At 71.1% G+C, this 13498-nt stretch carries 7 protein-coding genes; 2 read left to right on the top strand and 5 right to left on the bottom strand.

Going from position 1 to position 13498, the window contains the following annotated elements:
• Position 1: 1 nt before the first annotated feature.
• Positions 2 to 1525: an APC family permease gene (locus N5079_RS03495; RefSeq protein WP_261581901.1), complete on the bottom strand. Its 1524-nt coding sequence runs from the start codon at positions 1523 to 1525 to the stop codon at positions 2 to 4.
• Between the two features lie 333 nt (positions 1526 to 1858).
• Here N5079_RS03495 and N5079_RS03490 point away from each other — a divergent pair, with 333 nt between their 5' ends.
• Positions 1859 to 2860 carry a phosphotransferase enzyme family protein gene (locus tag N5079_RS03490; RefSeq protein ID WP_261581900.1) on the top strand — a complete coding sequence of 334 codons (1002 nt, stop codon included), beginning with the start codon at positions 1859 to 1861 and terminating at the stop codon, positions 2858 to 2860.
• A gap of 153 nt (positions 2861 to 3013) precedes the next feature.
• Here the strand turns inward: N5079_RS03490 and N5079_RS03485 are convergent, their stop codons facing one another.
• A complete protein-coding gene (locus N5079_RS03485) occupies positions 3014 to 5665 on the bottom strand; it encodes a glycosyl hydrolase family 28 protein (RefSeq protein WP_261581899.1) in 2652 nt (883 codons plus the stop codon).
• Between the two features lie 226 nt (positions 5666 to 5891).
• Here N5079_RS03485 and ligD point away from each other — a divergent pair, with 226 nt between their 5' ends.
• Positions 5892 to 7070 (top strand): non-homologous end-joining DNA ligase, encoded by a 1179-nt coding sequence (gene ligD / locus N5079_RS03480; RefSeq protein WP_261581898.1) that lies wholly within the window; start codon positions 5892 to 5894, stop codon positions 7068 to 7070.
• Here ligD and N5079_RS03475 read toward each other — a convergent pair.
• The 3 genes from N5079_RS03475 to N5079_RS03465 all read right to left on the bottom strand — a co-directional run bounded on the left by N5079_RS03475 (position 7046) and on the right by N5079_RS03465 (position 13397).
• Positions 7046 to 9352, bottom strand: coding sequence for an FAD-dependent oxidoreductase (locus N5079_RS03475; protein WP_261581897.1), 2307 nt, complete (start codon positions 9350 to 9352; stop codon positions 7046 to 7048). The genes ligD and N5079_RS03475 overlap by 25 nt on opposite strands.
• Positions 9353 to 9365: 13 nt before the next feature.
• A complete protein-coding gene (locus tag N5079_RS03470; protein WP_261581896.1) occupies positions 9366 to 10478 on the bottom strand; it encodes an alpha/beta fold hydrolase in 1113 nt (370 codons plus the stop codon).
• A gap of 93 nt (positions 10479 to 10571) precedes the next feature.
• On the bottom strand, positions 10572 to 13397 hold the full coding sequence (locus N5079_RS03465; protein WP_261581895.1) for an ATP-binding protein: 2826 nt from the start codon (positions 13395 to 13397) through the stop codon (positions 10572 to 10574).
• Between the last annotated feature and the right edge of the window lie 101 nt (positions 13398 to 13498).

Raw genomic sequence — 13498 nt, 5'->3', positions numbered from 1 at the left:
ACTAGTCGCGCTCGACCGTGTCCTCGAGGACGATGCGGCCGATGATGTCGAACTTCAGCGGGTTCCTGATCTTCAGGTAGAGGGCCAGCCCGGCTCCGAGGGCGGCGAAGCCGACCACGATCCACGGGATGAGCGTGAAAAACAGGCTCTTGGAGGCGTCGCCGGCCGCGGCCTCCTGGTTCTGGAAGAGCAGCAGGACCACGTAGATCATCGCGAGGCCGCCGCCAAGCGGGGCGAGGAGCGTGCGCCAGATGTTGGCCGTCTCCGGGTGCTTCTTCTTGACGTGGAAGTAGCCGATCACGGCGAACGAGCACAGCGACTGCACAATGAGGATGGCCAGCGTGCCGAGCACCGCGAGCAGCGTGTAGATGTGGATGTACGGGTCCATGCCGGCGAAGAAGAACGCCAGGACGATGACGACGGAGATCGCCGTCTGCGCGAACCCGGCGATGTGCGGGGAGCCGTGCCTGGGGTGCGTGGCCCCGAGCGTGCGGCCGGTGCCGGGGATCAGGTCCTCCCGGCCCAGCGCGTACAGGTAGCGCGAGGCGCAGTTGTGGAACGCCATCGAGCAGGCGAACGACCCGGTCAGGATCAGCACTTTGAAGAGGTCCACGGCCCACACGCCGACGAGTTCCCCGGTCGGGTTGAAGAAGATCCCGGCGAACTCCTTGGCGGCGATCTCCGGCGCCTTCACGCCGTTGGCCGCGACGACCATCCAGGAGACGAAGGTGTAGAACAGGCCGATGCCCACCACGGAGACCAGCGTCGCCCTGGGAACGATCCGCTTGGGGTCGCGTGACTCCTCGCCGTACATCGCGGTGGACTCGAAGCCGACCCACGACCAGAAGCACATGAACAGCCCGAGCCCGACCGCGCCCGCCGCGAGGCCGTTCGTCGTGAAGGCGTTCACCGGGTTGATGGACGAGACCATCAGCCCGTCCGGGCCGCCTCCGTGGAACAGCGTCACGGTGGCCGTGAGGCCGAGCATGAGGATTTCGGTGACGAGGAAGACGCCGAGCACCTTGGCGGTCAGGTTGATGTCGAAGTAGGTCAGCACGGCGTTGAGCGCGAGGCCGAGTAGCGCGAACCACAGCCAGTGGATGTCCACGTGCGCGAGGGTCTTGAACGTGTCGTTGGCCGAGTAGGCGAAGAACCCGATGATGGACGCTTCGAACACGACGTACGCCATGGTGGCGAGCAGGCCCGCCACCATGCCGACGACCTGGCCGAGGCCGTGCGAGATGTAGCCGTAGAACGCCCCGGCCGAGGTGATGTGCTTGGCCATCGCGACGTAGCCCACCGAGAAGATGGTCAAAACGATGGTCGCGAAGAGGTAGCCCGCCGGGGCACCCAGTCCGTTGCCGAAGCCGACGGCGATGGGGACGTTGCCGGTCATGGCGGTGATTGGGGCGGCGGTGGCGACCGCCATGAAGATCACGCCGACGAGGCCGACGGCGTCCTTGCGGAGGCGGCTGACGCCCGGCGTCCCGGCGGGCGCGCCAACCTCTTGCTCAAAAGTGCTCAAAAAAGATCCCTTACGGAGAAACCGGTCGATATAGCGATATCTCGCCTTGAGGTGCGGAAATGGTGCCATTTACCGGTTTGTCCGGGCAAGACCCGTGGTGTTTCGTAATCTTCACCACGCGAACCGCGCGGTCCGCTCGGATCTCAGTCACTGAGGACGAGCTCGCTTGGTGTGCCGCCGGACGCGTGCGCCGCGCGATCGTCGCTTCCGGCGTCGCCGCTCCTTCGGTAAAGTCCGGGGCGGTGATCCGAACACGCGGAGCAGTGCTCGCCCGGCATGAGCACCTCTTCCCCCTGGTCTTGGACGGCCTCGCGCCCCACTGAAGGAGGACGCATGGAGGTCCACGACCTGTCCGGGGGACCCGGCGTGCTCGCCCGGGTGGAGGAAGCCGCCCGCCGCGCCCTGCGGCGGTACGACCTCTCGCCGCATGCCGCCGTGACGCTGATCAGCGTGTCGGAGAACGCCACCTTCGCGGTCGAGGACTCCGGCTCCCGCACGATCCTGCGGGTCCACCGCCTCGGCTACCACACACTCGACGCCATCGTCTCCGAACTCGACTGGCTGGAGGCGCTGCGCGCGGAGGCGGGGATCAGGACCCCCGCCGTTATTCCCGCCCGCGACGGGTCGAGGGTGGTCGCTGTGGAGGATCCGGGGGCCGAGCCGCGCGCCTGCGTGATGTTCGAGTTCCTCCCCGGCGGCGAGCCCGCCGAGGAACGGCTCGCCGAGCACTTCGAGCCGCTCGGCGCGCTCACCGCGCGCATGCACCGGCACGCCCGCGAATGGGCCCGCCCGTCCGCGTTCACCCGGTTCCACTGGGACTGCGACGCCGCCTTTGGCCCGATCGCCCGGTGGGGGAGGTGGCAGGATGGGGCCGGTGTCGACAAGGAGGCCCATGCCGTACTGACCCGGCTGGAGGCGACGTTGCGCGACCGGCTGGGGCGGTTCGGCAAGGGGCGGGAGCGCTACGGCCTGATCCACGCCGACCTGCGCCTGGCCAACCTGCTCGTGGACGGCCAGGCCGGCACGAGCGTCATCGACTTCGACGACTGCGGCCTGGGGTGGTACCTCTACGATTTCGGCGCGGCCGTCAGCTTCATCGAACATCATCCCCAGGTGCCCCAGATGATCGACTCCTGGCTCCGCGGCTACCGGACCGTCCTGGATCTACCGAAGGACGACGAGGACGAGATCTGGACCTTCGTCATGTTCCGCCGCCTCCTGCTGGTCGCCTGGATCGGCTCCCATACGGGGGTGGAGTTCGCCCGCGGGCTCGGCGCCGGATACACCCGGGGCGCCTGCGAGCTGGCCGAGCGCTATCTCAGTGGATCACTCTGACGGTTCGCTGTGCATGATCACGACTGGTGGTTTCGCAGGTCATTGCCTGTATCCGGGAATCCGTGCATGATCACGCCGGAGGCGGGAGGCCCCGGCCCGGGGGCTTGCGGACGGGGAAGGGGGATTCCGCCCGGGCCGGGGGTGGTGACTGGGTTAGATCTCCAGGTAATCCAGGTTGGGGCCGCTGGTGGCCGTGCTGCCGGTGGCCCGGATGACGTTGGCGCCCGCGTTCAGCGGGACCGTGAGGGTCGCGGTCTGCCAGGTCGTCCACGCGCCGGTGGGCGAGAAGGTCAGGGTGCCCGCCGTGGTGCCGTTGACCGTGATGGTCATCGGCCGGTCGGCGGTGGTGCCGTTGGCGAAGCGGAACTTCAGCGTCGCCGTGCCCGCCGCTTCGGCGTTGGCGGTCCACTCGACGTAGCTGCCCGCGACGTTGTCCAGGTTGACGAAGCCGGTGCCGCTGAAGCCCGCCCAGTTGGATTCCACGACGCCCTGCGAGATCGTCGCGTTCTCCGCCTCGTAGCGGGTGCCCGCCGGCGGCGGGTCGTTGGCCGGAACCAGGCTGGCGTCATCGGTGATCAGGACGCGGTCCAGCTTGGCGCCGTCCTCGCGGTAGGCGACGGTCAGCGTGTGGGAGCCCGCCGAGAGGCTGGCCGTTATCGGCGCGTCCGAGGCCGCGTCGTTGGTGACCTGCGCCCAGTGCCACGCCGCGCCCGGGGTGATGTCGTTCCAGTTGACCCACGATCCGCCGTCGACCTTGACCCAGAAGGAGTCATCGGTGTTGGCGGGCGCGATGACCCGGCCCCAGAACCGGTAGGTCCCGGCGGCCGAGACGGTGAACGGGATCACCGTCGAGCCGTTCGACGGCGCGGAGCCGGTGCTGTTGTTCCCCGACGCGACCGTCACGTACTGGCCGCCCCACGCGGCCGCGTCGCTCGCCACCTGCATGGGCGCGGTTACCGTGCCGCTCTCCGCCTCGGCCGTGACGGTGGTTCCGCCGCCGCCGGAGGTGCCGACGGTGAGCCCGGCGGTCGCGGTGCGTGTGCCGGACGAGCCGGTGCCGGTCACGGTCAGGGTGGACGTGCCGTCCGGTGTGGACGCCGTCGTGTCGACCGTCAGCGTCGAGCTGCTCCCCGGAGTGACCGGGTTGGGGCTGAAGGTCGCGGTGGCGCCGGCCGGGAGGCCGCTCGCGCTCAGCGTGACCGGCCCGGGGGAGCCGGACACCACGGACGTGTTGACGGTGTAGGTGGTGCTCGACCCCGCGGTCACCGTACGGCTCGACGGGGTGACCCCCAGCGAGAAGTCGTCCGTGGCCGGGCAGTTCTCCGTGGAGCTGGTGTTGCTGATCCGCAGCGCGCCGCCGGTGGTGTTGGCGCTGTCGGCCACGCAGTAGCCGGTTACGGATTGGAAGCCCACGTCGTGCGGGCTGCTGGTGCCCCGCTCGGCCGTGAAGTGGTTGAACCTGATCGAGCTGCCGGCGTTGGCGAGCACGGCCGGGCGGCCGTCGTTCGACGCGAACTCCACCGAGCTGTCATTGAAGGTGATGTTGTTGGCGTTGTGGATGTACCACCCGTAGGCCGGCCGGGTGCCGATGCTGTTCGGGTTGTAGTTGTTCGGGTCGTTGGACGGCACGCCGGTCGACATCGTGCCGTTGCCGCCGGGCACGGTCAGGTGGACGTTCGTGAAGGTGACGTCGCTGATCCGGTTGGACCCCGACTCGCCCCACAGCGTCGGGCTGAACGACGGGCTGGCGCCGGTACCGGTCACGTTCTCGTAGGTGATGTTGCTGATGCGGCCCACTCCCGGACTGTTCCCGCATCGTTTCCGTGTGCCGACCTTCTGCATGATCGGCGACCTGACCCCGGTCATGGTGATGTCGTGGTAGTGGACGTCGGTGATGACCGCGCCGTCCATGGACACCAGGCCGAGGCCCGACTTCTGCGCGCCGGTGATGTTGATCCGGGAGAACTGGTAGTCGGTGAAGTCGCCACAGGTCTCCGAGCCGAACATCAGCGCGTTGCAGCACTGCGCCGACAGGTGCGAGTCGGTGACCGTCACGTGCCCGTTCGGCAGCTTGGCCCCGAGCGCGTAGTCGCTCTTGAACACGAGGGCGTCGTCGTTGGCCGCGATGTCGGCGTTGGTGACGGTGACGTTCTGCGCGCTGATGACGTTCCAGCCGTCGCGGTCGCTGGCGGTGTCTATCCGCAGGTGGTCGGACGTGATGTTGTTGCAGTTGTTGGTGAGGATCGCGAAGTGGCCGCCGCGCCGGAACTTGACCCCGTTCAGGGTGAGGCCGTCGCACCTGGTCAGCGAGAGGATCTTGTCTGCCTCGCCGGAGTTGGGGTTGCCCGTGATGAGGTTGCCGCCGCCGTCGATCGTGCCCGATCCGGTGAACCCGATGTTCGTGAGACGGTCCCCGTAGATCATCGCGTTGTGGAAGTGGCTGTGCCCGTAGTCCTGGTAGGCGTCGTACGGGTTGGACTCCGGCGCGTCGTAGGTGTCCGCGCTCGATCCCATGATCGTGGAGCCCGAGTCGAGCTGGATCGTGACGTTGCTCTTCAGGTGGATCGTGTTGCTGGACTTGTAGGTCCCCGACGGGAACTGCACGATGCCGCCGCCCGCGCTGTTGGCCGCGGTGATCGCCTTGTTGATGGCGGCGGTGTCGTTGGTCGAGCCGTTGCCCGCCGCGCCGTAGTCACGGACGTTGAAGGTGGCCGCGGCCGAGGCCGGGCTGACCACCAGCGCCGTGGCGGCGAGGACGATGAGCGCGGCCAGCCACGCCCAGCCCTTTAAAGCGCGTCGTAACACAGGAAGTCTCCGTTCCGAGCGGCCGGTTGTCGCCATCACCGGCCTTGCCAGGTGCTGTGAGAACTGCCATGCGTCCACGCGCGCATCACCGCGACCTGCGCGGCTCGCTCAGATTAGGCTCGATAGATCCGATGAGTCAACCCAGTCAAGTGGCGGGAATACGCTACGGATTTACGGTCGGACGTAATACCTCCGACCTATTTACGTCCAGGCGTATCGTGGCGGCATGACGCTGGAGGCCGACGGCAGGGAAGTGCGGATCACCAACCCTGACAGGGTGGTCTTCCCGCGCACCGGGCACACCAAGGGCGATCTCGTCGCCTACTACCGGGCCGTCGCCGAGGGGGCGCTGCGCGGAGTGGACGGCCGGCCGGTCATCCTCAAGCGCTTCGTCCACGGGGTGGACCAGGAGGCGTTCTTCCAGAAGCGGGCCCCGTCGAAGCGGCCCGCCTGGATCGAGGTCGCCGAGCTGAGCTACCCCTCCGGCCGCACGGCCGACGAGGTGGTGATCCGCGATGTCGCCGCCCTCCTCTGGACGGTGAACCTCGGCTGCGTGGACCTGAACCCGCATCCCGTCCGCGCCGGGGACCTCGACCACCCCGACGAGCTCCGGATCGACCTCGACCCGGTGCCCGGCGTCGGGTGGGACCAGATCGTCGGCGTCGCGTTCGTGGCCAGGGAGGTGCTGGAGCGGCACGGGCTGACCGCCTGGCCCAAGACGTCCGGCTCTCGCGGCTTCCACGTCTACGCCCGGATCGAGGCGCGCTGGGCGTTCCGCGACGTACGGCGGGCCGCCGAGGCCGTGGCCCGCGAGGTCGAGCGCCGGGCGCCCGGGATCGCCACCAGCCGGTGGTGGAAGGAGGAGCGCCAGGGCGTCTTCGTGGACTACAACCAGAACGCCCGGGACCGCACGGTCGCCTCGGCCTACTCCGTACGGCCCACCGGCCTGGTCTCCACCCCGCTCACGTGGGACGAGGTGGAGCGCCGCCGGCCCAGTGAGTTCACGATGGACAGCGTGCCGGAGCGGTACGCCGAGATCGGGGACCCCTGGGCGGCCATGGAGGACGAGGCGGGCTCGCTGGAGGCCCTGCTGGAGCTGGCCGATTCGCAGGAGCCGCGTCCTCAGGCGCCCAAGGGCGAGGGACGGCGCAAGCCCGTCATGCCGCTGATCGAGATCGCCCGCGCCGAGACACGGGACGAGGCCATGGCGGGGTTCGAGCGGTGGAAGGCCCGGCATCCCGAGGTGGCCGGGCGGCTGGAACCGGCCGACGTCCTGGTCGACTCCATGCGCGGCCGCAGCTCCGCGTGGACACGGATCCGGGTGAACCTCCAGCACGTCCCCGAGGCCGAACGCCCGGCCCAGGAGCCCCTCGAAGTCGACTACGACCCCTGGAGCGGCCGGTAGACCTCCCACAGCTCGCCGAGGAAGAACCGGCAGAACCGGGCGAGCGCGGCGGCCCCGTCCGGGCCGGCCGTACGGAAGGTCGTCAGCATCTTCACGAGGTCGGACGGCAGGATGCGCAGCGTCCCCTCGGCGATGACCTTCTCCTCCGCCTCCTCCGTGCCCTCCTCGACGTGCCCCTCCAGCAGCCGGGCGTGCAGCGTGGAGGTGTCCAGCCACAGCCGCGTCGGGGGCCCGTGGTGGACGTCCTTCCACCCCGCGAGGGTGAGCGGCCGGTCGTCCCCGTCCCAGAAATGCAGCCGGTAGCGCATCTCCCTGCGGCCGGGCGCCCCGCCCGGCACGAAGAGGTTGAACCAGCCCCGCGCGACCGGACGCCGGCCCCCGCAGATCGCGGCGTCTATCCATCCCTCGGCCCGGGCCTGGTGCTCGGGCTCGGAGAGGAAACGGTGGACGTCGTCGGCCGTGATGGTGAGCCGGAACGCGAAGTCGCCGCCGAGCGAGCCCCGCATCTCCTCGGCGAACCACAGGGACGTGCGTTCCCCTGAAACGAACGCCGAGGCGACGGCGGACACGGGGGAGGGCACGGGGGAGGACACGGGGGAGGAGACCGCAACGGACATCGGGGCGGACGGGGCGGCGGATTCCCGGCTCTCCAGCATGCGGGTGCACATGCGGTCGGCCAGCGCGGCGATCGTGAGCGCCGGATTGGCGCCCACCGGGCCGGGCAGGGCCGCGCCGTCGGCGATGTAGAGGCCGGGGAAGCCGAAGACCTCGCCGTAGGCGTCGCACACGCCCTCACCGGAGTGGCGGCCCATCGGCGCCCCGCCCAGCGGATGCACGGTCATGACCCTCTTGCGCCGCCACGACGGGCTGTCGGCGTAGTCCGCCCCGAGCACGTGGCTGATCCGCCGCATGGTGGCGCGCAGCCGGTCGAAGTACTCCTCGCTCGTCCCGGCGTTCCACACCACGTCGAGGCGCCCGTCGCGCAGCCGCAACTCCCCGTCCGGAACGTCCCTGCCCATGCCGAGCAGCGGCAGCGAGCTGCCCGACAGCTCGCCCCTGCCCATCAGCCCGGCCATCTCCGCCGACAGGTTGGTGTCGTGCGTCAGCAGGCCGCGCAGCCGTTCGAGCACGAACCTCGCCGCCCGGCCGAGCTCGCTCCCCAGGTCGGCGCCCTCGACCAGGTAGTCGACGAACGCGGGGTAGCCGCCCTCCTCGATGTAGGCCCCCCGGCCGTCGGCGCCGTCCGGCAGCCGGATGGCGCTCGTGATGACCGGCCCCCGGCTGGCGTTGATGGGCCGCGTCCGGGTGCGGTCCCTCGCCCTGAGCAGGAACGCGAGCAGGTCGCCGTTCCCGGAGAACCGCGTCCCCAGCGTCCCGCTCAGGCCGGGGAACGCCTCCCGGTCGCGCAGCAGCAGGTGCGACGTTCCGTACGTGCCGGCCGCGAGGACGAGGCGGTCGCAGCTGATCGTGTGCGGGCCCGTCCGCCTCGGCCCGGGGGGCATGTGCTCGACGTAGTCGACGTCGTAGCCCCCGCCCACGCTCGGCCGGATGGCCCGCACCTCGTGCAGCGTGCGCAGGTCCGCGCCGCCGCGCCGGGCCGCCGCCAGGTAGGTGTGGTCCAGGCTGTTCTTCGCGCCGTCGTTGCAGCCGATGTCGCACTCCCCGCACAACCGGCACGTACGGCGGGGCACGCCGTGCGCGCTGCCGTACTCGGGATCGGCGATCGGCAGGCCCGGACCCGGCTCCGCTCCGGGGGACGGCGCGAAGCTGATCGCCAGCGGCGGCAGCCGCCAGTCCAGCCCCAGCTCGGCGGCCGCGTCCCGCATGGCGAGGGTCTTGAGGGTGTCGCCGTAGGCCGGCCGGTCCAGCGGGTACGGCGAGACGCCGATCATGCGCTCGACCGCGTCGTAGTGCGGATCGAGGTCGGCCCGCCCGACCGGCCACGACTCGTAGCCGCCGCCCGGCATGGCCTCCTCGTGGACGAACCATTCCTCGTCCTTGCGGAGCAGCACGTTCGCGTAGATGAGCGAGCCCCCGCCGAGGCCGCTCGACACCACGGAGTCGCAGTCGCGGAAGCTCCAGACGTCGAACATGCCGTACAGGCCCTCGTCCGGGTCCCAGAAGGCCTGGCCGAGCTGGGCGGGGCCGCGCGGGAACGAGCCCGGCGCGTACGGCCTGCCCCGCTCCAGCACCACCACGGACAGCCCGGCCTCGGCGAGCCGGTAGGCCGTCACCGCGCCGCCGAACCCCGAGCCGACCACGACCACGTCGACGTGTTCCATGCCCCCGCCGTTCTCAGTGCCGCTTGAGGAAGTCGAGGATGTGTGGGAACACGTCCATGTGGGCGTCCTTGCCGATCAGCGGGTCGATGTGCCCGTAACCGGGAAGGACCCGCAGCTCGTGCCGCCCCGGCGCGGCCTTCGACATGACCTCGTGGCAGACGATATTGGAGTCGGTGAAGACGTCGTTGTGGTCGCCGGTCAGGTAGAGGATCGGCGTGTCGACGTCGGCGGCGTTCACCAGGTAGTCGTCCGGCAGGGCGGCGTGCCGCGGCTCGGCCGGGTCGAACTTCACCACGCGCCCAGCCGCCACCATCTTGCGGACGTGCCGGTAGTAGTTCACGTCGCAGGCGCCGTTCAGGTCGGCCAGCCTCTCATGGACATGGGTCTCCGGCCGCAGGTTGCCGTGCCGGTACATCGCGGGCCTGCCGCTGCCCCACATGAAGCTCTGCATGTGGCAGGCCGCCTCGCCGCACTCCGGGTGGAACAGCGAGACGGCCCGCGCCAGCAGCCACCGCCGGGTGAACGGCGGCGCGTCCCTGAACCGCGGGTCCAGGTACGGCAGGCCCGTGCCGTACTCGAGCAGCACGGGCCCGGCGGCGAGCTTGAGCCTGGCCCAGCGGTGCACCCGGGGCGTCAGCCCCACGCTGTTGGCGACCAGGCTCGCGATCCCGTCGACCGCGCCGGAGAACAGGCTCATGTGGAACGACACCGACCCGAGGCAGTGGGCCACCACGTGAATCCGCCGCGCCCCCACGTGGCGGCGGAGTTCACGCAGTGCTGCCGGGTGGTCGTACTGGGCGATGTCGTCCAGCGTGTGCCTGCGCGTCTCGACGTTGTACGGGAACCGGTTGCTCATCCGGAAATCGAGCGCCCACACGTCGCCGAACCCGCTGTCGTGCAGGAACCTGACCAGGTTGAGGTGCTCCGGCATGATGAACATGTCGCTCGACGAGGTCAGGCCGTGGACGAGCAGCACGACGTCGTCCGGCGACCCCACCGCCGGAAAGCCGGCCCGGCGGAACCGGGTCAGCGTGAGTCCGAGCCCGTCCTCGGTGGCGAACGGATGGACCGACACCTCGGCGTCCCGCACGCCGTCGAGCGTGAACCGGGGTATTCGGTGTTCCATCTGTTCGCCCTCCCGGGGCAACGATCTCAATCCCTGCAGCGGCGGCACCATCGTGGAAAACCCGTACATGTCCCGCTGTGTCCTGCCGCCTCTTCAGTCACGGCGGCTGAGCGCGGTGGCCACGCCCACCCGGGAGGACACCTCGAGCTTGGCGAAGATGCGGGACAGATGCGTCTCGACCGTCCGCACGCTGAGGAACAGCCGCTGCGCGACCTGCTGGTTCGTCAGGCCGTCCGCGACGAGCTGGGCCACCTCCATCTCGCGGGGCGACAGCCCGAGCCGCGAGGCGTCCCCGCCGGCGGTCACGCGGACGCCGAGGCGGCGAAGCGCGCGCTCGGCCTGCGTCTTGAGGTTGCCCGCCCCGCAGGTGCCGAAGACATCGGCGGCGGCCTTGAGCCGCTCCCTGGCCCGCGTCTTGTCGGCCGCCTCCTGATGGGCCAGCCCGGCGACGAGCAGCGCCCGGCCCGCGTCGAGCCGCCGATCGGCGGCGGCCAGCAGTTCCGCCGCCTCGGCGGCGGCCGCCGCCGCGGACGCGGGCTCCTTGGCGCGCAGCGCGTGCGCCCGGGCGAGCGGCACGAGCCCGGAGAAGGCGGGCAGCGCCGGGTCGTCGAGCTGGGCCGCCCGCGCCGCCCACGCCATCGACTCGACCGTATGGCCACGCGCCGCCGCGACCTGCGCCAGCGTTTCACACGACAGCAGGAGCGTCGCCCGGTCCAGCCGCGGCGAGTCGAACCCGTTACATGCGTCGAGCACGGCGTCCGCGCCCTCCTCCAGCCGCCCGGCGTTGATCAGCGCCTGGCCCCTGGCGTAGCGGGCGGTGGCCTCCCAGACCTCGCCCCCGCCGACTCCACGCTGGACCGCCTCGTTCCCCGCGCCGATCGCCGTGTCGTCGTCGCCCGCCCATGACGCGGCGAGGCAGACCTGGGTGAGCGCGAAGACGAGCTGCTGGCCGGAGTCGAGCAGCCGCGCGCCCTCGACGGACTCCTCCGCGGCGACCATCGCCGCGTCCAGCCGTCCCATCGTCACCAGCGTCCTGGCCCGGCCCGCGAGGAGGTTGGTCAGGATGTAGCTCTGGCCGGTCGACCGGGCAACGGCCGCCGCCCGGTCGAAGTGCCGGAGGGCGTCGCCGTACCGGCCGAGGCTGGTCTCCGCCCAGCACAGCCACGCGATGGCGTCGAGCCACTCGGAGAGATGGTCGTCGGGCGCAGTGTTGATCAGCCGGTCGGCCCTCTCGGCGTAGCCGAGCGCCTCGGTCGTCCGCCCGGCGGCGAAGGCCGGCATGGGCCGCAGTGCGGCCACCGCCACCTCGAGGCCGGGCTCCCAGTCCTCGGCCGTGTCCGGCATCAGGTCGAGCACCGCCTGGGCCGCCCGGAAGTCGACCCGCATCATGCTCTCGGCGACCAGCCGCATCCGCAGCGGCACCGCGGCCGCGGCCCGGGGGTTCGGCATGCGGCTCAGCTCGTCCAGCAGGAGCGCGCGGGCCTCGTGCGGACGGTCGAGCTGCCGCTCCATCAGCGCGCACAGCCGCGCCGCCCGTGCCCGGCGGGGGTAGTCGTCCTCCGGCAGCAGCCGCAGCAGCTCCCGGGCGGTGTCGCGCCCGTCCGCCAGCCTGCCGCTGACGCCCTGCGCCCAGCTCAGCTCCATGAGAAGCGCCAGGCGCTCCTCCCGCGTCGCGGCGTCGCCCGGCATCAGGCGCAGCGCCGCCTGCAGCCAGTGGGCCGAGGTCGCGGGCGCGTGCGTAGTGACCGCGCGGGCGGCCGTGACCAGCACGCCGACGGCCTCCAGGTCGCCGAAGGACCCGGAGTGCTCCACGTGGTGCGCCCGCACGGTGGCCGGGGCGCCGAGCCGCGCCAGGTGGGCCGCGATCCGCGCGTGGGCCGCCAGCCGCCAGCCCGCGGCCGCCGACTCGTAGGCGGCCCGCCGTACGAGCGGGTGGCGGAACCGGAACCGGCCCCCGCTCGCCCGGACGATGTCGCGCTCCACCAGCTCGTCGAGCGCCGCCAGCGCGGTCGGGGCGGGCACCTCGGCGGCGACGGCGGCCATGGAGGGCTCGAACTCGTCGGCCGCCACCGCCGCGGCCTGCGCGACCAGCAGAGCGTCGGGGGAGAGGTCGCCCAGCTCGACCTGGAGCGCGGCCAGCACCGTGGGCGGCAGCGCGGCCACGTCGGTGTCGCCCATCCGCGCCAGGGCCTCAAGGTAGAACGGGTTTCCCGCGCTCGCCTCGTAGAGCGCTCGGCTCCGGGGGCGGCTCACGGCCGGCCCGAGGAACTCCTCGACCTCGGCCGGGCCCAGCGGTCCGACGACGACCTCGTGGCCGCGCGAGGCGGCCGTCGTGGCGAGGGTGGCCAGGCGCGGCGGGGCCTGGGCCGGGCGGTAGGCGGCCGCCACGAGCACCGGCCTCGCCGGCGGGTGCCGGATGATGTGGTCGAGGAACTCCATCGAGCTGTCGTCGGCCCAGTGGACGTCGTCAAGGATCAGCACGAGCCCCGACGGCCCGGCCAGCAGGTCCACCATCTGCCGCAGCGCGCGGTAGAGCCGGTAGCGGACCAGGCCGCTGCGGTCGGCCACCGGACGCTCCTCCCCGGTCGCCAGCGCGGGGAAGACACCGGCCAGCAGGCCCGCCTGGGCGGCCCCGACCGAGTCGACGATGTCCTGACGCCGCGCGTCGAGGTGGTCGTCGAGTGCGTCGACCAGCGCGCTGAACGGCATGACCTGCTCGAACTCGGCGGCGCGGCCCCACAGCGTGGTGAAGCCCCGCTCGCCGGCCATCGTCACCAGCTCGCCGAGGAGCCGGGTCTTGCCGGCTCCCGGGTCGCCGACCAGGGTGACGAACTGGAAGCCGTCTCGGAGGCTCGCGGCCAGGACGCTCCCCAGCGCGGACAGCGCGTTCTGCCGTCCTACGAGAGGCGTGGGACCCACACTGACGCCCTCACTCAGCCGCGCCTACATCCATCAGTAAACGTACTTTACAGATCAAGCGCCGTACATGATGCGTACAAAGGCATTAACTCGCCATGGAA

The sequence above is a fragment of the Planotetraspora sp. A-T 1434 genome, from assembly GCF_025420585.1.
Lineage (GTDB): Bacteria > Actinomycetota > Actinomycetes > Streptosporangiales > Streptosporangiaceae > JAOEGB01.
Note: the sequence above shows the minus strand (reverse complement) of the source record. Positions and strands in the feature narration are given on the sequence as shown.